Source organism: Kosakonia sp. ML.JS2a (genome assembly GCF_025642095.1).
In the GTDB taxonomy this organism is placed as follows: domain Bacteria; phylum Pseudomonadota; class Gammaproteobacteria; order Enterobacterales; family Enterobacteriaceae.
Window position 1 is genome coordinate 4,912,525 of the sequence record NZ_CP106754.1, and the last position, 22,122, is coordinate 4,934,646.

Genomic DNA, 22,122 nt, shown 5'->3' on the forward strand with positions numbered 1-22,122 from the left:
CGACCCTTATTACAAAAAAGACAACACGACACGACATAACAATCGCAAGGAATAGATACATGCTCGCAACTCTCACGCGGCTGTTCCCGTTATGGGCACTGCTGCTCTCTGTCCTCGCCTATTACTTCCCACCGACGTTTATTGCCATCGGCCCGTGGGTCACCACGCTGCTGATGCTGATTATGCTGGGTATGGGCGTGCACCTGAAAATCGACGACTTCAAACGCGTTCTGGCGCGCCCGGCGCCGGTCGCGGCAGGGATTTTCCTGCACTATCTGGTGATGCCGCTGGCGGCATGGCTATTGGCGTTGATATTTAAAATGCCGCCAGACCTCTCCGCCGGAATGGTGCTGGTCGGTAGCGTCGCCAGCGGTACGGCGTCAAACGTGATGATTTATCTGGCAAAAGGCGACGTGGCGCTGTCCGTGACTATCTCATCGGTTTCCACCCTGGTTGGCGTGATTGCAACGCCGCTGCTGACGCGGTTGTATGTGGATGCGCATATTCAGGTGGATGTGATGGGAATGCTGCTAAGCATCCTGCAAATTGTGGTGATCCCGATTGGCCTGGGGCTGGTGATCCACCACCTGTTCCCGCGCCTGGTCAAGGCCGTGGAACCCTGGTTGCCTGCGTTCTCGATGGTCTGCATTCTGGCAATTATCAGCGCCGTGGTTGCCGGTTCCGCCGCGTATATTGCCTCGGTCGGTCTGGTGGTTATCGCCGCCGTGATCCTGCATAACAGCATCGGTCTGCTCGGTGGTTACTGGGGCGGGCGTCTGTTCGGGTTTGACGAGTCCACCTGCCGCACGCTGGCCATTGAAGTGGGGATGCAGAACTCCGGCCTTGCGGCCGCACTGGGGAAAATTTACTTCTCGCCACTCGCGGCACTGCCGGGTGCACTGTTCTCCGTCTGGCATAACCTGTCCGGCTCGCTGCTGGCAGGCTACTGGTCCGGTAAACCGGTGGATGGGCGGAAAACAGAAGCGGTGACAGAGCGCGAATAACCGGTCTGCCAGGCTTGTCCAATACGGTGCTCTGCGCATCAAGCGTAACATGACCGTTTATCGGCAACGCGGGGGCGCTTTCCAGAGTTGTGCGCCCCACACATGTACAATACCTGGACATCGCGTACACTCGAAACACATCCCAGGGAGAGAGTCCTATGGCACTGACCAGATTGACGCAAAAAGAGATGACGGAGAGTGAGCAGCGGGAGCTGAAAACGCTGCTCGACCGCGCCCGCATCGCACACGGACGCCCGCTCAGCAACTCTGAAGCGAATCACGTAAAGAAAGAGTACATCGATAAACTGATGGCGCAGCGTGAAGTGGCCGCGAAGAAAGCCCGCCAGGTGAAAAAACAGCAGGCTTATAAACCGGACGAAAACACGACGTTTTCCTGGTCCGCGAACACCTCAACGCGCGGCAGGCGCTGATTAGCGCCCTTTCTTTTTCCGCCCCGGTTGGGTAAAGCGTTTGCCCGCCGGTTTGGCCCTGCTTTTCTCTTCGGGCTTTGCCACTTTCACCGCAGGTTTTTTCGCCGCCTGCGGTTTCGCTTTTGCTTTCGGCTTCGCTTCTGAGGTTGAGTTTTCAATCAGCTTAAACAGCGCAATCAGCTCATCATCCGTAAGATCGCGCCACTCACCCGGAGGTAACCCGGTCAGGCTGACGTTCATAATGCGCGTGCGTTCCAGCTTAGTGACTTCATAGCCAAAGTGTTCACACATCCGGCGGATTTGGCGGTTCAGCCCCTGCACCAGCGTGATGCGGAAGGTAAACGGCGCTTCTTTCTTGACCTTGCACTTTTTGGTTACCGTGCCGAGGATCGGCACACCCGCGCTCATACCACGCACGAACTCATCGGTAACCGGCTTATTCACCGTGACCAGATACTCTTTCTCATGATCATTGCCGGCACGCAGGATTTTATTCACCAGATCGCCGTGGTTGGTGAGAAAAATCAGCCCCTGGGAATCTTTGTCTAACCGACCGATGGGGAAGATACGGCTGCTGTGATTAACAAAATCAACAATATTGTCTTTTTCGCCATCTTCCGTCGTGCTTACAATGCCAACGGGCTTATTCAACGCGATAAACACCAGATCTTCTTCGTTCCGCGGTTCGATAAGTTGACCATTCACTTTCACAACGTCTCCGGCGACAACCTGATCGCCAATACCGGCGCGCTTGCCGTTAATAAAGACATTGCCCTGTTCGATGTAACGGTCAGCCTCGCGGCGTGAGCAAATCCCGCTTTCGCTGATGTATTTGTTTAAACGTGTTGATTGGGTTGGCAGCATACATTCTCCTGTAAAAGCGGAATATAACTGGCTTACGGGAGAGATAAAAATGGATTTTTACGCCGCATAATCGAATTTGTGCACTACCGCAGTAAAAGTCGGGTTTTCAGCGCAGCGAAAGGCGCGATAAAAAAACAGACAGGCCGTGCCCGTGGGCACGGCACAGCACGGGTTAATTCTCGTCGCGTTCGTCGTCTTCATCCGGTTGTTCCAGCACACTGTAAGCCACGGAACAGAACAGAGAGTTCAGGCGCTTCATGTCGCCCAGCAAGCCAAGGTGCAGCGAACTGGTTTCAATGCTCTGCACGTTTTGCTGATGCAGGCGATCAACGTGCGCATGCGAGAAACGGCGATTCATAATGCGGAAACGGTGCTTGCTGCGGCGCAGACGGCGAGCGCTGGAGATATCGCTGGAGAAAAATACCGACATCGCCAGTTTCAGATTCCCCACCAGCCGTTCGTGCAGCGCATCCAGCTCTTTCAGGCCATCAAGGGAGAAAGCACGCCGCGCCGCCAGTGATTTATCCGCGATGTCACTGCCCATTCGCTCGACAATGTCAGCGGCCTGCTCAAGGTTGAGCGACATTTCGATAATTTCCGCCCAGCGCTTTGACTCCTCCTCCGCCAGTTCTCCCTGAGGAATGCGCGCCAGGTAGAGCTTGATCGCGGTATACAGCACATTGACGTCATCGGCCTGTTTGCGCAGCTCTTTTCCCTGCCGCGGTTCGCCGTGCATCACTTTATGCAGCCCTTCCAGCATCAGCTCCATCGCATCGCCCATACGCAGCGTTTCCCGGGCGGCATTGGCCAACGCAAGGGTTGGGGTGTCCAGCGCAGAACTGTCGAGATGCTTCGGTTTAAGACGCGCATCCAGTTCCGGCTCCTCGCTGATGATCCGTTTACAGAACTGCGCCATCGGTCCGGCAAACGGCACCATCGCCAGGCAGCGGATCAGGTTGTAAAAGACATGGAAATAGATCACCAGTTCCGCTTCCGGCAGTGGCAGTTTTTGCATCGAGGTCGCCAGCATATGCACAAACGGCAGAATAATCAGGCTACCCACCAGCTTAAACAGCAGGCTGCCGAGCGCGACACGGCGAGCCGCGGCATTGGCGGCGCTGTTATTCAGCATCGCCAGCAGACCGGAGCCAAGATTCGCGCCGATCACCAGGCACAGCGCCACCGGGAAAGAGATAATACCTGCGGTGGTCAGCGTCGCCGTGAGCAACACCGCCGCCAGACTGGAGTAACTGATAATGGCGAATACCGCGCCAATCAGCGCGTCGAGCATGATGTCGCCCGTCAACGACGCAAAAATCACCTGTACGCCATTCGCCTGAGTGATTGGCGTGACCGCCTGCACAATCAGTTCCAGCGCCAGCAGGATCAACCCCAGACCGATACTGACGCGACCCAGTTGCCCTTCGCGGGTTTGCTTACGTCCGAGAAAGAAAATCACACCGAGAAAAATCAGCAGCGGCGACAGCCACGAGAGATCGAACGTTAAAATGCGCGCCATCAAGGCGGTCCCGACGTCCGCGCCGAGCACAATCACCAATGCCGGGGTAAGCGCCACCAGATCCTGCGCCACAAACGAGGTCACCAGCATCGTGGTGGCGTTACTGCTCTGCACCAGAGCGGTAACGCCAATGCCCGCACAGAACGCGAGCGGTTTTTTTTCAACACTACGGCTGAGAACAGTGCGTAAACGCGCGCCGAACACGCGCATCACACCAGTACGGACAATATGCGTCCCCCATACCAGCAGCGCCACAGCGGAAAGCAGATGGAGCAAAGTCAACACAGGATCCGGTCCTCCTTATCATTATGCGTTGCGTGTTACCCACGAAGATAACGTCAACATTATGAATGTAAGTATAAGGCGTTAAAGCCGGGAAAAACGCAGGACGCCGCGCTGACGCCCTGTGAGTTGTAAGGGAAAATGACAATTTTGTGACAGAAACGGAGATTTAGCCGGTAATCGCGGAATCAGCATGCGGGTGGTGGTTGCGTTTGGCCCATACCACCGAACCGATTTTCAACGCCTCTGACACAAAAAACAGCAGGAACGCTCCCCACGCGGCGCTAACGCCAGTGAAGTGCATAAACAGCGGAATCAACGCCAACGAACATTTTAATGATAATAAACGGGCTATTTCCTGCACAATAAAGAAGATATTATGAATATCTTTTTTCACGATCAGCGACCAGCAGGAAAAAAACAACGAGACGATCAGCGCGATATTTATAAAAAACATCACCTGAATAATCCCGCCCATCAAACCACTGACCCCCAACTGCGAATAATTGGTATAAAAACCGCTTACATCGGAATAAAAAGGAACATTGCCACTTTGCAGCGAAAAGAAGAAATAACTGACTAATGCCAGCCCATCCATAATTCCCCAAAATACCAATACTTTATTTTTTAAACTCATAATCCTCATCCCTTACGCCTGGAATCCATTGCCATGATTTACCCGACTGCGCCCAGGCATCATCCCCTTCAAGATATTTCTGGTACACCGCGCGCTTCTCGCCATAACGCCGGATCACCGAACGAGTATAGAGGATTTCGCGAGTGTCCGATGCCACGCTGTCCGGGATGGGTGTCCATAACTGAACCTTGTCACGCGAGGTATTCATATAATCCTTACCCTCGGAGCCAAATACCCGCCCTTCATCGCCCATGCTGGTTGCCCGGTTGATCAGCATCATCGCTGCGTTTTTCACGCCATGGTAATCATTTTCGCTGGTTTTCCAGTAACCTGGCCCGTACTCCGGCGTCACTGGCGCAAAGCCGCTACGCGTAGGCGCCGGGCGGCCATGCATCGCCACGCTGTCTTTAAAACCGTTCAGAATCGTTCTGATAAACACGGCGTTAAACGACAGAGGTTGCACACAAAACAGATCGCCATTCTCGGCAATAAAGAAAGGATAATAGAAGCGGCTGCGCGTACTGACATTCGGCCGCGCGACCACCACCACGCCTTTATCCACCAGGTTATCAATATGTTTTTCTTTTTGATGACCTAACGGATCGTGCGGCAATCCATACTTAAAACCGTGATGTCGTTTTATGGTGTAACCGTCAATACTGCCCAAAATATTATTCGGGCTGCTCTCAATAAAATATTCCTTTTTGATTATATTTTTCGCGATATCCGGGGCCAGGATGTTTTCAAAATCCTTCGGCAATAGATTTCTTTTTCTTATATCATAAATATCCATTTTATAATACCTAAGTTAAATTTATGACAATTAAATGAAACGTAAAAGAGTAAGCAATCTTGCCTTTTAGCCGAACGACTATCATACGCATGAAGAGGAACAAGGGTCTAAGAAAAGATCTAACTTTAAGAATGTTCTTAGTTTCAATTTGTATTATGTTTGCTTCACAATTGTTTCGCACAAATGAAATAACAAAGAAAAAGGGCATTTAAAAAAATGCCCTTCGGTAATCAGTCCGCGTCGTAGCCTAAATTGGGCGCCAGCCAGCGTTCAACCTCCGCCACCGGCATGCCTTTACGCCGCGCATAATCTTCAACCTGATCACGCTGCAGTTGCGCCACGGCGAAATACTTGCTGTCCGGATGACTGAAATACCACCCGGAAACAGATGCGCCAGGCCACATCGCAAAAGACTCCGTCAGCTTCATGCCGGTATGCGTTTCCACATCCAGCAGTTGCCAGATAGTCCCTTTTTCAGTGTGTTCCGGGCAGGCCGGGTAACCAGGAGCCGGGCGGATCCCTTGATAATTTTCGCGGATCAGCTCGTCATTACTGAGGTTTTCATTGGGTGCATAGCCCCAGTAAACTTTACGCACCCGCTCATGCAGGTATTCGGCAAACGCTTCAGCCAGACGATCGGCGACGGCTTTCACCATGATTTTGTTGTAATCATCATGCGCTGCATCGTAGGCCTCCGCCAGCGCATCTTCCTCAAGCCCGCCAGTCACTGCGAACGCACCGATATAGTCCGCTTTGCCGCTCAGTTTTGGCGCAACGAAATCCGCCAGACAGTAGTTAGCAAAGCCCACTTTTTCTGTTTGCTGACGCAGATGGCAACCCACTGTCAGAACCTGCGTGCGAGTTTCGTCCTGGTAGATTTCAATGTCATCGCCCACGCGGTTCGCCGGGAACAGCCCCACCACACCGCGCGGATTGAGCAGCTTTTCCGCACTCAGTTTATCGAGCATCTCATTCGCGTCGGCAAACAAGCGTTTTGCCTCTTCGCCCACCACCTCATCTTCCAGAATGCGCGGGTATTTCCCCGCCAGCGACCAGGTCATAAAGAACGGCGTCCAGTCGATGTAGTTGCGCAGCGTCTCAATACTGGCAGTCACTTCCTGCACGCCCAGTCGGTGCGCCACGGGCGGCGTATAGCTCGCCCAGTCGAAAGCCAGATCGTTCTCCCGCGCCGCCTGCAATGTCACCGGCGGTGTACGCGGTTTTTTACGCGCGTGCTGGATGCGCACGGTTTCATACTCTTTACGGATGCGAGCCACAAAATCATCATGCTGGGTGTCGGACAGCAGGGAAGCCACCACGCCCACGGTGCGCGAAGCGTTCTGCACATACACCGTCGGCCCGCTATAGTTTTGCTCGATTTTCACCGCCGTGTGCGCTTTCGAGGTGGTTGCACCGCCAATCAGCAACGGAATGGTAAAGCCCTGGCGCTCCATCTCTTTCGCCACGTTGACCATTTCGTCCAGCGACGGTGTGATAAGACCGGAGAGACCAATCAGGTCAGCGTTTTCTTCACGCGCGGTCTTCAGGATCTTGTCGGCAGGCACCATCACGCCGAGATCGATAATCTCGTAGTTGTTACATTGCAGCACCACGCCAACAATGTTTTTCCCGATATCGTGCACATCGCCTTTTACGGTGGCGATCACCATCTTGCCGTTGCTCCTACCCTGCTCCTTGCTGGCTTCGATATACGGCTCCAGATACGCGACCGCCTGTTTCATCACGCGGGCGGATTTCACCACCTGCGGCAGGAACATTTTCCCTTCGCCGAACAGATCGCCGACCACGTTCATGCCATCCATCAGCGGCCCCTCGATAACCTCAATCGGGCGCGCCGCCTGCTGGCGGGCTTCTTCGGTATCCAGCTCAATGAATTCCGTAATGCCTTTAACCAGCGAATATTCGAGGCGTTTTTTCACGTCCCAACTGCGCCATTCCGCTTGTTGTGCGTTAGCGCCGTCGTCGGCGGCTTTACTGCCGCGGTATTTTTCCGCCAGTTCGAGCATACGTTCCGTCGCATCGTCGCGGCGGTTGAGGATCACATCTTCTACGCCATCGCGCAGTTCCGCAGGGAGATCGTCATAGATAGCCAGCTGCCCGGCGTTAACGATGCCCATGTCCATACCGTTGCGAATAGCGTAATAAAGGAACACGGCGTGGATCGCCTCACGCACCGGATCGTTGCCACGGAAGGAGAACGACACGTTAGAGACGCCACCCGAGATCAGTGCATGCGGCAACTCGCGCTTGATATCTTCACACGCGCCAATAAAGTCCTGTGCGTAGTTGTTATGCTCTTCGATGCCGGTTGCGACAGCGAAAATGTTCGGGTCGAAGATAATGTCTTCCGGCGGGAAGCCCACCTCTTCGGTGAGGATGTGATAAGCGCGACGGCAGATTTCGATTTTGCGCTCGCGGGTATCCGCCTGGCCCACTTCATCAAACGCCATCACCACAACCGCCGCGCCATAGCGGCGAACCAGCTTCGCATGGTGAATAAAGGGCTCAATCCCTTCTTTCATTGAGATGGAGTTGACGATGCCTTTGCCCTGAATGCATTTCAGCCCTTTTTCGATCACCTCCCATTTGGAGGAGTCGATCATGATCGGTACCCGGGCAATGTCCGGCTCACCGGCAATCAGATTGAGGAAACGCACCATCGCCGCTTCTGCATCGAGCATCCCTTCATCCATGTTGATGTCGATGATTTGCGCGCCGCTTTCCACCTGCTGACGTGCGACGTCCAGCGCCTCGCTGTATTTTTCTTCTTTAATCAGGCGCTTGAATTTAGCAGAACCGGTGACGTTGGTACGTTCGCCCACGTTCACAAACAGGCTGTCGTCGCCAATATTCAGCGGTTCGAGTCCCGCCAGACGACAGGCGACAGGCACGTCCGGCAGCTTACGCGGCGGCAAACCCGCCACCACGCGGCTCATGGCGGCGATATGCTCTGGCGTGGTGCCGCAGCAGCCACCGACAATATTCAGGAAGCCCGCTTCCGCCCATTCGCGGATCTGCATGGCCATGGTGTCGGCATCCAGATCGTACTCGCCGAAGGCATTCGGCAGACCGGCGTTCGGGTGCGCGGTAACGTAGCATTCTGCAATGCGCGACAGCTCCTGCACGTACTGGCGCAATTCATCCGGCCCCAGCGCGCAGTTCAGGCCGAAAGTGAGCGCATCGGCGTGGCGCAGCGAGTTATAAAACGCTTCGGTCGTCTGACCGGAGAGCGTACGCCCGGACGCATCGGTAATGGTGCCGGAAATCATGATCGGCAGATCGACGCCCAGCGCATCGAACTCCTCTTTAACGGCGAAGATCGCCGCTTTGGCATTCAGCGTATCGAACACCGTTTCGATAAGGATCAGGTCCGATCCGCCTTCCACCAGCGCTTTGGTCGACTCACGGTAAGCGGCGACCAGTTGATCAAACGAGATGTTACGAAACGCCGGATCGTTCACATCCGGTGAGATAGACGCAGTGCGGTTGGTCGGGCCAAGTACCCCCGCCACGTAACGCGGCTTGTCCGGGGTTTGCGCAGTCCACTTGTCCGCACTGGCGCGGGCCAGTTTGGCCGCGGCAAAGTTGATCTCCGCCGACAGGGATTCCATCTGGTAATCCGCCATGGCGATGGTCGTTGAGTTGAAGGTATTGGTTTCGATGATGTCGGCGCCCGCCGCAAAGTAGGCGTCATGGATGGCGGCAATCACCTCCGGCTTGCTGAGCACCAGCAAGTCGTTGTTACCTTTCAGATCGCAGGGCCAGTCGGCGAAGCGCTCGCCGCGAAAATCCTGCTCACTCAAACGGTAGCTCTGGATCATGGTGCCCATGCCCCCATCCAGAACCAGAATTCTTTCGTTTAATTGCTGTTTCAGTTGCTCAACTTTGCTGCTCACACGTGCTCCCGACAACGCTCAATCAGGCCAAAAGGCCAGCAGGACATACTGGCACAAAGTAACAGACCGGAAAAGCGGAGCCGGGTTAACATGAGAGATGTTCAGCATCACTCATCCGATCAGTCTGCAACGGAGTTGCGTTATACTCACTTAAAACGAAAATGATTTCCACGATACAGAAAAAGGAGCCAGCCATGGTTGCTTCCGTTCCCGCTAAACGGGGTAGAAAAGCCACGACTCCCGCTGCACCAGCCGGTGGGCAAGTCCAGTCACTGACCCGCGGCCTGAAACTGCTGGAATGGATAGCCGAGTCCCACGGCAGCGTCGCACTGACCGAGCTGGCGCAGCAGGCAGGTTTGCCGAACTCCACCACCCACCGTTTACTGACCACCATGCAGCAACTGGGCTTTGTTCGCCAGGTTGGCGATTTGGGCCACTGGTCGGTGGGTGCGCATGCGTTTATCGTTGGCAGCAGCTTTTTGCAGAGCCGCAACCTGATGGCCATTGTGCACCCGATCCTGCGTAAATTAATGGAAGCGTCCGGGGAAACGGTCAATCTTGCCGTGCTGGATCAAAGCGATCATCAGGCAATTATTATCGATCAAGTGCAATGTACCCAACTGATGCGCATGTCAGCGCCCATTGGCGGTAAATTGCCGATGCATGCTTCCGGCGCGGGTAAAGCGTTTTTAGCGAATCTGAATGATGAACAGGTCAGCAGCTTACTGCATCGTAAAGGGCTACATGCCTATACCCATGCGACGCTGGTTTCGCCAGTGCACCTGAAAGAGGATCTCGCCCAGACGCGCAAAAGGGGCTATTCGTTTGACGATGAAGAGCACGCGCTCGGCCTGCGCTGCGTGGCGTCCTGTATTTATGACGAGCATGGTCAGCCGTTTGCGGCTATCTCTATTTCCGGGCCACTGTCGCGCATTACCGACGATCGCGTGACGGAACTGGGGGCGATGGTGATCCGCGGGGCAAAAGAGGTTACCCTGGAATTTGGGGGAATGCGTTAACTTCAAAAGGTTATATACTGCCCGTCCATTTTTTACTCATCTTACGGGATGCTTCCGATGACCAGGGAAGTTCACGATCGCCGTCCGGTCCGGACGCGCAATACACGCTGGGCGGCGGCCGCTGCCCGGTATTTACGCCAAAAGGGCTGCACGCCAAACGCCATTTCGCTGTTCAGCATTGTGTTTGCGCTGCTCTCTTGTCTCTGCTTCCTCGCGGTCTGGCAGGTTGAAAATATCACCCTGCAACGCGGTCTGTTGCTGTTAGCTATCGTCGGTATCCAGGGGCGGCTTATTTGCAACCTGTTGGATGGCATGGTTGCTGTAGAAGGCGGCCTGCGTAGCCCGGCGGGCGCCGTTTTTAATGAGTTGCCTGACCGCGTGTCTGACAGTGTGCTGTTTCTTGGCGCGGGTTACGGTCTGATAGCCGTTCCCGCTGGCGTGGAGTTCGGCTGGGCGGCTTCGCTGTTCGCCTTATTTACCGCGTATGTCCGCCTGCTTGGCGGCACCTGTGGGCTGGCGCAGCAGTTCAGTGGACCGATGGCGAAGCAGCACCGTATGGCGCTGCTGACTGCGGCAACCGCCATCGCTATCGTGCTGCCGCAGTGGGGGCAACCCACCCTGCTTGGCGCGCTGGTGCTGATTGCCGTTGGCGCGGCATGGACCACCGTACGCCGAACCCGGCACATTATTCAGTCTCTTCATCAGGGGCATACGCAATGAGTCTGCATTTCTCTGTGGATAAGACGGTGGTGCGGGCGTTTTTTGTGAGCCTTTGCCGCTTGTTAACAGGCGTAAAAGCCTTCTGGCGTGCGCTGCCGGAAACGGAACAGCCCACCATTTACTACGCGAATCACAGTAGCCACCTGGATGGGTTGGTGATTTGGGCCAGCTTTCCCCGTGCGCTGCGCCATCACGTTCATCCTGTCGCAGCGGCGGATTACTGGAACAAGACCGCGCTGCGCCGCTATCTTGCTACGCGCATTTTTAACGCAGTATTGGTCGAGCGACGCAGTCAGGCGGCAGCGTCTGAAGAGACAACGACGCCGCGCGATCCCTTACAACCGCTGACAGAAAAGCTGGAGCAAGGCCATTCGCTGATCTTCTTCCCGGAAGGGACACGCGGAACCGGCGATGAAGTCGCCGCCTTTAAAAGCGGGCTGTTCCATCTGGCGCAGCGTATGCCGCAGGTGCAACTGGTTCCGGTATGGCTGGAGAATATGAACCGTGTATTGCCGAAAGGGTCGCGTCTGGTGGTGCCTATCATCTGCACGGCAACCTTTGGCGAACCGATTTCCGGCCCGATGGAGCAGGAGACAAAGCGGGAATTTTTAACGCGCGCAAAAGAGGCTCTGGAGGCACTGACTCATGATTAATGTTGATGCTGAGCTGCGCCTGCTGCTGAGCGGGCTGTTTATCCTGCTTGCCGTCGCCAGCGCGATTGGTTTTGTCCTGTCGCGCTGTTACCAAAACGCCACGATTGCCAATCTTAACGCCCGTATCCGCGCCTGGTGGCTGATGTGCACCGTGTCGGTGGTCGCCATGCTGATTGGCCCAATCGGCTCGGTAGTGCTGTTTGCGCTGATGTCTTTTTTCGCGCTGCGCGAATGCATTACGCTGATGCCGACCCGTCGTGGCGATCACGAAGCGTTGTTCTGGTGCTTCTTTATTATTTTGCCCGTGCAGTATCTGTTGGTGGGTATTCAGTGGTACGCCGTGTTCGTCATTTTTATCCCGGTGTATGCGTTTTTGTTTATTCCGGCTCGCTTGGCCATCGCTGGCGATACGCATCACTTCCTCGAGCGCAGCGCGAAAATCCAGTGGAGTCTGATGATGGCGGTCTACTGCGTCAGTCATGCGCCCGCGTTGTTGATGTTGTCTATTCCCGGTTACAGCGGCCAGAACATCAAACTGGTGCTGTTTATGATGATTGTCGTGCAAATCTCGGACGTGCTGCAGTATGTGTTCGGTAAGCTGTGGGGCAAACGTCCGATCGTGCCAAAACTGAGTCCCAATAAAACGGTTGAGGGCTTTGTTGGCGGCATTCTCAGCGCCAGTCTGGTGGGGGCCGGGTTATGGTGGATCACGCCGTTCAACCCCTGGCAGGCGTTTGTGATTTCGCTGCTGATCACCTTGCTCGGCTTCCTTGGCGGGTTGTGCATGTCGGCCATTAAGCGCGATCGCGGGGTAAAAGATTTTGGGGCAATGCTCGAAGGGCACGGCGGCATGATGGACAGAATCGATTCACTCTGTTTCGCCGCCCCCATTTTCTTCCATGTGGTGCGTTACTACTTTACCTAATCTATCCCGCCTGCCGCAGCGCGGTCGCGCCAAAGCGTACGCTAAAGCGCTGACGCCTGCGGTAGGCGTAAACATCTTCCACATGCCCGTTGCGGATGCGCATTTGCAGCCCGCGCCAGTAGTCAGCACGCAGTAAATCAGCGTGCATCTCCTCAAACAGCGGGCCAATTTTCGGGTCGGCGCACAGCCAGTGGCGAAACTCCTCCGGGAAAACATCCCCTGGGGTCACGCTGTACCACGGCTCGGCGCTGAGCTCATCTTCCGGGTAGCGCGGTGCAGGGATATCGCGAAAATTCACTTCGGTCATATAGCAAATTTCGTCATAGTCATAGAACACTACCCGCCCGTGTCGGGTGACGCCGAAATTTTTAAATAACATATCGCCGGGGAAGATATTGGCGGCGGCCAGTTGGCGAATGGCATTGCCGTACTCTTCCACCGCATCGCGCAATTGCTGGCCTTTGACCTGCTCAAACCACAGGTTGAGCGGCACCATCCGCCGCTCAATATAGAGATGGCTTATCGCAATGCGATCGCCGAGATCGGTGATCTTGCCCGGTGCCTGCTCCTGTAATAACGCCATTAACGCCGGTGAAATTTGCCGCTTTTCCAGCACGAAGTTTTCAAACTCTTGCGTATCGGCCATGCGCCCGACACGATCGTGTTCTTTAACCAACTGATAGCAGGCGCGGACATGAGCCGCACTCATCTCCTTTTGCGGCGGGAACACATCCTTGATCACCTTGAATACCCGATCGAAGCCCGGCAGTGTAAACACCAGCATCACCATACCGCGGATCCCCGGCGCTTCAATAAACTGCTCATCGCTGGCGTTGATGTAGTTCAGATACTCGCGGTAGCTTTCCGTTTTGCCATGCTTCTGGCAGCCAATCGCCATGTACAGCTCTGCGGTGGTCTTTCCGGGGAGGATTTCACGCAGCCACTCCACGGTAGCCGCAGGCAGCGGGGCATAGACCATAAAATAGGAGCGGGCGAAACCAAACACGATGCTGGCTTCGGCGTGGGTGGTCAGACAAGTATCAACAAACAGTTCCCCGTCATCGCTGCGGTGAACCGGCAACAAAAAGGGCAGCGTCGCCACCGGCGTGATCAGCTTACCGACCAGCCAGGCCGCTTTGTTACGGTAGAACAGCTCGTTTGCGACCTGCAAATGCGACTGGCTCAGGGTTTCCGGGCCAAATGCATCCGTCAGATGTGCCGCGATATAACCGACATCGCGCGCTTTATCCTGCCAGGGCAGACGCAGCGGTAAATCAGACAGGACTTTGGTCAGCAGCGCTTCCCAACCGCGCTCCGGCCAGAATGCTTTCGCCAGCGGTCGTGGAATCGTGCGAAAACGCCGCTCGGGCTGCGAACTGAAGATAAACAAGCGTTCCGGCGTCAGCGAACGGTGATCAAACAGACGGCAATAGACGGAGTTAAAGAAACTTTCGGCAATTTCAAAGCGTGGATAGTCCGGCAGCAACTGGGTGTAGTGCTCTTTTACCCGCAGCAGGAAAGCGGCATCCGGGCTTTGGCTGTCTGTGATGCAGCGTAACTGCTCCACCACCAGTCCCACATGATGATCGTAGAGGTGAATACGCTGTTTCATCGCTTGCTGGACGGCCTGCCAGTCAGCCTGCTCAAAGCGCTGCTGCGCGCCGGAGGTCACTTCCAGAAACCGACCATATTGAGCATCGAAGCCCTGTAAGATCGTTTGTGCAATCAGCAGTTCCAGGCCACGCGACATAGCTTTCCCTCATTTGTCCCTCTCCCCGGCAGGGAGAGGGAGAACAGATCAGAACTGTGCTTCTTCCGTCGACCCGGTCAGCGCGGTGACCGAAGAGGTTCCGCCCTGAATAATGGTGGTCACCTTATCGAAGTAGCCCGTACCGACCTCCTGCTGATGCGAAACAAAGGTATAGCCCTCTTTACCTGCAGCGAACTCCGGCTGTTGCACCTTCTCAACGTAGTGTTTCATCCCCTCACCTTGTGCATAGGCGTGGGCCAAATCGAACATGTTGAACCACATACTGTGGATGCCCGCGAGGGTAATAAACTGGAATTTATACCCCATGTCCGACAGCGCCTGCTGGAAACGCGCGATGGTGTTGTCGTCGAGATTTTTCTTCCAGTTAAACGATGGCGAACAGTTGTAGGCCAGCAGTTTGCCGGGGAATTTCGCGTGGATGGCTTCGGCGAAACGGCGGGCCAGCTCAAGATCCGGCGTTGACGTTTCGCACCACACCAGATCGGCATACGGTGCATACGCCAGGCCGCGGCTGATGGCTTGCTCGATACCGGCGTGGGTACGATAAAAACCTTCACTGGTGCGCTCACCGGTAATAAACGCGCTGTCATACGGGTCGCAGTCGGAGGTCACCAGATCGGCGGCATCGGCGTCGGTACGGGCGACCAGCAATGTTGGTACGCCCAGCACATCCGCAGCCAGGCGCGCGGCAACCAGTTTCTGTACGGCTTCCTGGGTTGGTACCAGCACTTTACCGCCCATGTGGCCGCATTTTTTCACCGAGGCGAGCTGATCTTCGAAGTGAACCGCCGCTGCACCGGCTTCGATCATCGATTTCATCAGTTCAAATGCGTTCAGCACCCCGCCAAAACCGGCTTCGGCATCGGCAACGATCGGCAGGAAGTAATCCACAAAGCGCGGATCGCCAGGTTCAATGCCTGCCGCCCACTGGATCTGATCCGCACGGCGGAAGGTGTTATTGATGCGCTCCACCACCGATGGCACCGAGTTTGCCGGGTACAGCGACTGGTCCGGATACATGCTGGAGGCCAGGTTTGCATCTGCCGCCACCTGCCAGCCGGAGAGATACACGGCTTCAATACCCGCTTTCGCCTGTTGCAATGCCTGGCCGCCTGTCAACGCACCAAGGCTGTTGATATACCCTTTTTTCGACTCGCCATGCAGCAAGCGCCACATTTTGGCGGCGCCGAGTTGCGCCAGCGTACATTCCGGGTTTACCGAGCCACGTAATTTCACCACCTCTTCCGCCGTATAGGGGCGGCGAATGCCTTCCCAGCGCGGTTGTGTCCACTCTTTTTGTAATGCTTCGATTTGTTGGGTACGGGTTTTCATATGCAGATGCTCCATAGTGTGACAGGTGGGTGAATTACGCTAACAGGCGGTAGCCAGGCAACGTCAGGAAATCGATCAGCTCATCAGAGGTGGTGATCTGCTCCATCAGGCGCGCGGCATCATCAAACCGCCCGCTGCTAAAGCGGTGTTCACCCAACTCTTCCTGAATGACCAGCATCTCTTCAGCCAGCATCTGGCGGAACAGCGCTTTGGTCACCGCTTTGCCGTTGCTCAGCGTTTTTTCGTGGTGGATCCATTGCCAGATGGACGTGCGGGAAATTTCCGCTGTGGCGGCATCTTCCATCAGGCCGTAAATCGGCACGCAACCATTACCGGAGATCCACGCTTCGATGTACTGCACCGCCACACGAATGTTGGCACGCATGCCTTCTTCTGTACGTTCGCCTTCGCAAGGCGCCAGCAGTTGATCAGCGGTGATCGGCGCATCCTCTTCACGGCTCACCGACAACTGATTTTTGTGGTCGCCCAGTGCAGCGTTAAACACCTCCATCACCGTATCGCCAAGACCCGGGTGGGCAATCCACGTACCGTCATGACCGTTTTTGGCTTCGAGCTCTTTATCCGCTTTTACCTTGTTCAGTACCCAGTTATTACGTTCTGCATCTTTGCTGGGGATAAACGCCGCCATGCCGCCCATCGCAAACGCGCCGCGACGATGGCAGGTTTTGATCAGCAGGCGGGAATAAGCGCTGAGGAACGGTTTGTCCATCGTCACGACCTGGCGATCGGGCAGTACGCGATCCGGGTAGTTTTTTAATGTTTTGATATAGCTGAAGATATAATCCCAGCGCCCGCAGTTAAGCCCGACGATATGGTCACGCAGGGCATGCAGGATCTCATCCATCTGGAATACCGCCGGCAGGGTTTCAATCAGCAAGGTTGCTTTGATTGTGCCGCGCGGCAGGTTAAAGCGGTCTTCCGTAAAACTAAAGACCTCACTCCACCATGCTGCTTCTTGCCAGGACTGGGTTTTTGGCAGATAGAAATAGGGACCGCTGCCTTTAGCGAGCAGGTTTTTATGGTTGTGGAAAAAGTAGAGCGCAAAATCAAACAGGCTGCCGGGAATGGCTTCTTCACGCCAGGTGACGTGCTTCTCTGGCAAGTGCAAACCGCGTACGCGGCAAACCAGTACCGCCGGGTTGGGTTTGAGTTGATAGATTTTGCCTGCTTCGTTGGTATAGCTGATGGTGCCGTTAACCGCATCGCGCAGGTTGATCTGCCCGTCGATCACTTTTTCCCAGTTCGGTGCCAGCGAATCTTCAAAATCCGCCATAAACACTTTCACATTCGCGTTGAGCGCATTGATGACCATTTTGCGCTCAACCGGCCCGGTGATCTCCACCCGACGATCGAGTAAATCGCCAGGGATACCGCGGATAGTCCAGTTACTTTCGCGAATGGAATCTGTTTCCGAAATAAAACCAGGCAACGTACCGGCATCGATCTGCTGTTGCTGGCGCAGACGCGCAGCCAATAACTGATTGCGTTTTGGCGTAAAGCGGGTAACCAGCTCACTCAGAAATTCCACCGCTGAAGGCGTGAGGATCTGTTTTTCCTGCTCGCCATAGGGCTGCGTAAAGGCCAGTTCATCGGTTGTTGTCGCCTGTTGTGTCATGGTACGGCTCCTCATTTGTGCATCGAAGACATTTCCCAATGCGAACGAAGATCGGGTGTGCAGTTTTCGTTCAGCAGGATCAATCCTGGCTAATTATTTTTCCAAAATCAAAAACAATTTCCATTTTTAATTTAAAATGAAATTAACTTACTGATAACATAGAAGTTATAGTTTTATTTGGTTGTGAAGTGATTTTCGGAAATAAAAAAGCGCCCGAAGGCGCCTGTAGTGCAGGGCTGAAACGCTTAATCCAGCGTCGGATTCATATGACGCAGATCGAATGGCGTGATCTGGTAGACGTAGTAGTTAAGCCAGTTGATGAACAGCAAATTACCGTGGCTGCGCCAGGAAGCGTGCGGCGTGTTCTGCGGATCGTCTTTCGGGAAATAGTTGTACGGCAACTCCGGACTCAGACCAGCATCTACGTCGCGGAAGAACTCACTCGCCAGCGTGTTGGCATCGTATTCCGGGTGCCCCGTGACAAAGGCAATACGTTTGTCCTTGCTGGCAAACAGATAGGCGTCTCCGCCTTCGGTTTCCGCGAGAATATCCAGATCGGTGTAATCACGGATCAATGCGGCCGGGAAGTCGGCATAACGGGAGTGTGGAGCAAGGAATACATCGTCAAAACCACGGGTCAGTAGGGCATGAGGATGAAGAATGCGATGTTCGTATACGCCTGAGAGTTTTTCGCTGCGGGTCTGTTTAGGAATGCCATAGAGGATGTTTAATGCGGCTTGTACCGCCCAACAGACAAACAACGTTGAGGTGACGTGATCTTTTGCCCACTCCAGCACCTGCTCGATTTGAGGCCAGTAGGCAACATCGTTGAATTCCACCAACCCTAACGGCGCGCCGGTGACGATCAAGCCATCGTAGTTTTCGTGACAGATCTCGTCGAAGTTACAATAGAAGGTGTTCAGGTGTTCAGCGGGCGTATTGCGCGACTCGCGTGAGTCGATACGCAGCAGACGCACATCCACCTGCAGCGGCGAGTTCGACAGCAGGCGCAGGAACTGGTTTTCCGTCTCAATTTTCTTCGGCATCAGGTTGAGGATAAGCACCTTCAGCGGACGAATTTCCTGAACTGTTGCGCGCGAGGTTGTCATTACAAAGACATTCTCATCACGTAAGAAGTTGACGGCTGGCAGCTCGTCCTGCACCCGAATCGGCATAACTTATATCCTCACTGCATACGTTTAAACGTTTAGACATCCAGATAGCCGAAGATACCCAGGAATTGTCAAAATGTCGAGTCCGCAAGTGGAAGGTGAGAAAGTTTCACGTCATTGCCCGCCTGCAACAGGCCAGGCCACATGATAAAACAATAGCAAAAAGGCCCAGTCTTTCGACTGGGCCTTCTGCTTTATTTGATGCCTGGCAGTTCCCTACTCTCGCATGGGGAGACCCCACACTACCATCGGCGCTACGGCGTTTCACTTCTGAGTTCGGCATGGGGTCAGGTGGGACCACCGCGCTAGTGCCGCCAGGCAAATTCTGTCTATCAGACCGCTTCCGCGCCCTGACATAATCTGTATCAAGCTGATTATCGCGTCTCTCACGCCAAAACATCTTCGGCGTTGTAAGGTTAAGCCTCACGGTTCATTAGTACCGGTTAGCTCAACGCATCGCTGCGCTTACACACCCGGCCTATCAACGTCGTCGTCTTCAACGTTCCTTCAGGACTCTCAAGGAGTCAGGGAGAACTCATCTCGGGGCAAGTTTCGTGCTTAGATGCTTTCAGCACTTATCTCTTCCGCATTTAGCTACCGGGCAGTGCCATTGGCATGACAACCCGAACACCAGTGATGCGTCCACTCCGGTCCTCTCGTACTAGGAGCAGCCCCCCTCAATTCTCCAGCGCCCACGGCAGATAGGGACCGAACTGTCTCACGACGTTCTAAACCCAGCTCGCGTACCACTTTAAATGGCGAACAGCCATACCCTTGGGACCTACTTCAGCCCCAGGATGTGATGAGCCGACATCGAGGTGCCAAACACCGCCGTCGATATGAACTCTTGGGCGGTATCAGCCTGTTATCCCCGGAGTACCTTTTATCCGTTGAGCGATGGCCCTTCCATTCAGAACCACCGGATCACTATGACCTGCTTTCGCACCTGCTCGCGCCGTCACGCTCGCAGTCAAGCCAGCTTATGCCATTGCACTAACCTCCTGATGTCCGACCAGGATTAGCTGACCTTCGTGCTCCTCCGTTACGCTTTAGGAGGAGACCGCCCCAGTCAAACTACCCACCAGACACTGTCCGCAACCCGGATTACGGGTCCACGTTAGAACATCAAACATTAAAGGGTGGTATTTCAAGGTTGGCTCCACGCAGACTGGCGTCCACGCTTCAAAGCCTCCCACCTATCCTACACATCAAGGCTCAATGTTCAGTGTCAAGCTATAGTAAAGGTTCACGGGGTCTTTCCGTCTTGCCGCGGGTACACTGCATCTTCACAGCGAGTTCAATTTCACTGAGTCTCGGGTGGAGACAGCCTGGCCATCATTACGCCATTCGTGCAGGTCGGAACTTACCCGACAAGGAATTTCGCTACCTTAGGACCGTTATAGTTACGGCCGCCGTTTACCGGGGCTTCGATCAAGAGCTTCTCCTTACGGATAACCCCATCAATTAACCTTCCGGCACCGGGCAGGCGTCACACCGTATACGTCCACTTTCGTGTTTGCACAGTGCTGTGTTTTTAATAAACAGTTGCAGCCAGCTGGTATCTTCGACTGATTTCAGCTCCACGGGTAAACCGCTTCACCTACATATCAGCGTGCCTTCTCCCGAAGTTACGGCACCATTTTGCCTAGTTCCTTCACCCGAGTTCTCTCAAGCGCCTTGGTATTCTCTACCTGACCACCTGTGTCGGTTTGGGGTACGATTTCGTGTTACCTGATGCTTAGAGGCTTTTCCTGGAAGCAGGGCATTTGTCACTTCAGCACCGTAGTGCCTCGTCATCACGCCTCAGTGTTAAAGCGCTCCGGATTTGCCTGGAGCACACACCTGCACGCTTAAACCGGGACAACCGTCGCCCGGATGACATAGCCTTCTCCGTCCCCCCTTCGCAGTAACACCAAGTACAGGAATATTAACCTGTTTCCCATCGACTACGCCTTTCGGCCTCGCCTTAGGGGTCGACTCACCCTGCCCCGATTAACGTTGGACAGGAACCCTTGGTCTTCCGGCGAGCGGGCTTTTCACCCGCTTTATCGTTACTTATGTCAGCATTCGCACTTCTGATACCTCCAGCATGCCTCACAGCACACCTTCACAGGCTTACAGAACGCTCCCCTACCCAACAACACATAGTGTCGCTGCCGCAGCTTCGGTGCATGGTTTAGCCCCGTTACATCTTCCGCGCAGGCCGACTCGACCAGTGAGCTATTACGCTTTCTTTAAATGATGGCTGCTTCTAAGCCAACATCCTGGCTGTCTGGGCCTTCCCACATCGTTTCCCACTTAACCATGACTTTGGGACCTTAGCTGGCGGTCTGGGTTGTTTCCCTCTTCACGACGGACGTTAGCACCCGCCGTGTGTCTCCCGTGATAACATTCTCCGGTATTCGCAGTTTGCATCGGGTTGGTAAGCCGGGATGGCCCCCTAGCCGAAACAGTGCTCTACCCCCGGAGATGAATTCACGAGGCGCTACCTAAATAGCTTTCGGGGAGAACCAGCTATCTCCCGGTTTGATTGGCCTTTCACCCCCAGCCACAAGTCATCCGCTAATTTTTCAACATTAGTCGGTTCGGTCCTCCAGTTAGTGTTACCCAACCTTCAACCTGCCCATGGCTAGATCACCGGGTTTCGGGTCTATACCCTGCAACTTAACGCCCAGTTAAGACTCGGTTTCCCTTCGGCTCCCCTATTCGGTTAACCTTGCTACAGAATATAAGTCGCTGACCCATTATACAAAAGGTACGCAGTCACACCCCAAAGGGTGCTCCCACTGCTTGTACGTACACGGTTTCAGGTTCTTTTTCACTCCCCTCGCCGGGGTTCTTTTCGCCTTTCCCTCACGGTACTGGTTCACTATCGGTCAGTCAGGAGTATTTAGCCTTGGAGGATGGTCCCCCCATATTCAGACAGGATACCACGTGTCCCGCCCTACTCATCGAGCTCACAACCTGTGCATTTTTGTGTACGGGGCTGTCACCCTGTATCGCGCGACTTTCCAGACGCTTCCACTAACACACAAGCTGATTCTGGCTCTGGGCTCCTCCCCGTTCGCTCGCCGCTACTGGGGGAATCTCGGTTGATTTCTTTTCCTCGGGGTACTTAGATGTTTCAGTTCCCCCGGTTCGCCTCATTAACCTATGGATTCAGTTAATGATAGTGTGACGAGTCACACTGGGTTTCCCCATTCGGACATCGCCGGTTATAACGGTTCATATCACCTTACCGGCGCTTTTCGCAGATTAGCACGTCCTTCATCGCCTCTGACTGCCAGGGCATCCACCGTGTACGCTTGGTCGCTTAACCTCACAACCCGAAGATGTTTCTTGCGATTCATCGTCAGTTTGTGAAAATTTGAGAGACTCGCAGAACAGTTCGCACTGTTCTGTGTTTCAATTTTCAGCTTGATCCAGATTTTTAAAGAGCAAATATCT

At 54.5% G+C, this 22,122-nt stretch carries 15 protein-coding genes and 2 rRNA genes; 6 read left to right on the top strand and 11 right to left on the bottom strand.

Annotated features, from left to right (window positions below; translation table 11 throughout):
• Positions 1-59 precede the first annotated feature (59 nt).
• Together panS and N7922_RS23185 are read left to right on the top strand one after the other, a co-directional pair.
• Complete coding sequence (gene panS / locus N7922_RS23180) at positions 60-1,004, top strand: ketopantoate/pantoate/pantothenate transporter PanS (protein ID WP_263098467.1); 945 nt, start codon at positions 60-62, stop codon at positions 1,002-1,004.
• 158 nt (positions 1,005-1,162) lie between these two features.
• The gene (locus N7922_RS23185; RefSeq protein WP_061498925.1) at positions 1,163-1,435 is read left to right on the top strand and encodes a DUF3811 domain-containing protein; all 273 of its coding nucleotides are present in this window, start codon (positions 1,163-1,165) and stop codon (positions 1,433-1,435) included.
• On the opposite strand, the gene rluF is transcribed toward N7922_RS23185, so the two are convergent.
• The 5 genes from rluF to metH all read right to left on the bottom strand — a co-directional run bounded on the left by rluF (position 1,436) and on the right by metH (position 9,447).
• Complete coding sequence (gene rluF, locus N7922_RS23190) at positions 1,436-2,299, bottom strand: 23S rRNA pseudouridine(2604) synthase RluF (RefSeq protein WP_263098468.1); 864 nt, start codon at positions 2,297-2,299, stop codon at positions 1,436-1,438. It lies immediately after the preceding gene.
• A 172-nt stretch (positions 2,300-2,471) separates the two neighbouring features.
• A complete protein-coding gene (locus tag N7922_RS23195) occupies positions 2,472-4,103 on the bottom strand; it encodes a Na/Pi cotransporter family protein (RefSeq protein ID WP_263098469.1) in 1,632 nt (543 codons plus the stop codon).
• Positions 4,104-4,269: 166 nt separating this feature from the next.
• Complete coding sequence (locus N7922_RS23200) at positions 4,270-4,737, bottom strand: hypothetical protein (protein WP_263098470.1); 468 nt, start codon at positions 4,735-4,737, stop codon at positions 4,270-4,272.
• A complete protein-coding gene (locus N7922_RS23205) occupies positions 4,721-5,404 on the bottom strand; it encodes a hypothetical protein (RefSeq protein ID WP_263098471.1) in 684 nt (227 codons plus the stop codon). The genes N7922_RS23200 and N7922_RS23205 overlap by 17 nt, the downstream gene beginning before the upstream one ends.
• 356 nt (positions 5,405-5,760) lie before the next feature.
• Positions 5,761-9,447: a methionine synthase gene (metH, locus tag N7922_RS23210; protein WP_263098472.1), complete on the bottom strand. Its 3,687-nt coding sequence runs from the start codon at positions 9,445-9,447 to the stop codon at positions 5,761-5,763.
• A gap of 194 nt (positions 9,448-9,641) precedes the next feature.
• On the opposite strand from metH, the gene iclR reads away from it, so the two are divergent.
• The 4 genes from iclR to N7922_RS23230 are packed head-to-tail and all read left to right on the top strand — an operon-like array spanning position 9,642 to position 12,764.
• The gene (gene iclR / locus N7922_RS23215) at positions 9,642-10,466 is read left to right on the top strand and encodes a glyoxylate bypass operon transcriptional repressor IclR (RefSeq protein ID WP_061498942.1); all 825 of its coding nucleotides are present in this window, start codon (positions 9,642-9,644) and stop codon (positions 10,464-10,466) included.
• Between the two features lie 57 nt (positions 10,467-10,523).
• Positions 10,524-11,186 (top strand): CDP-alcohol phosphatidyltransferase family protein, encoded by a 663-nt coding sequence (locus N7922_RS23220; RefSeq protein ID WP_263098473.1) that lies wholly within the window; start codon positions 10,524-10,526, stop codon positions 11,184-11,186.
• Positions 11,183-11,839, top strand: coding sequence for a lysophospholipid acyltransferase family protein (locus N7922_RS23225; RefSeq protein WP_263098474.1), 657 nt, complete (start codon positions 11,183-11,185; stop codon positions 11,837-11,839). Before N7922_RS23220 ends, N7922_RS23225 begins: the two co-directional genes overlap by 4 nt.
• Positions 11,832-12,764, top strand: a complete 933-nt coding sequence (locus N7922_RS23230; RefSeq protein ID WP_263098475.1) for a phosphatidate cytidylyltransferase — start codon at positions 11,832-11,834, stop codon at positions 12,762-12,764. The genes N7922_RS23225 and N7922_RS23230 overlap by 8 nt, the downstream gene beginning before the upstream one ends.
• A gap of 1 nt (position 12,765) precedes the next feature.
• Here the strand turns inward: N7922_RS23230 and aceK are convergent, their stop codons facing one another.
• From aceK to N7922_RS23260, 6 genes are all read right to left on the bottom strand, one after another.
• A complete protein-coding gene (gene aceK / locus N7922_RS23235) occupies positions 12,766-14,514 on the bottom strand; it encodes a bifunctional isocitrate dehydrogenase kinase/phosphatase (protein WP_263098476.1) in 1,749 nt (582 codons plus the stop codon).
• A gap of 48 nt (positions 14,515-14,562) precedes the next feature.
• Positions 14,563-15,867, bottom strand: coding sequence for an isocitrate lyase (gene aceA, locus N7922_RS23240; protein WP_263098477.1), 1,305 nt, complete (start codon positions 15,865-15,867; stop codon positions 14,563-14,565).
• Between the two features lie 34 nt (positions 15,868-15,901).
• Positions 15,902-17,503 (bottom strand): malate synthase A, encoded by a 1,602-nt coding sequence (gene aceB, locus N7922_RS23245; protein WP_263098478.1) that lies wholly within the window; start codon positions 17,501-17,503, stop codon positions 15,902-15,904.
• A 245-nt stretch (positions 17,504-17,748) separates the two neighbouring features.
• Entirely contained in the window at positions 17,749-18,678 is a 930-nt protein-coding gene (metA, locus tag N7922_RS23250; protein WP_263098479.1) for a homoserine O-acetyltransferase MetA, read from the bottom strand.
• 200 nt (positions 18,679-18,878) lie between these two features.
• A 5S ribosomal RNA gene (gene rrf, locus N7922_RS23255) occupies positions 18,879-18,994 on the bottom strand.
• A 93-nt stretch (positions 18,995-19,087) separates the two neighbouring features.
• Positions 19,088-21,994, bottom strand: a 23S ribosomal RNA gene (locus N7922_RS23260).
• Between the last annotated feature and the right edge of the window lie 128 nt (positions 21,995-22,122).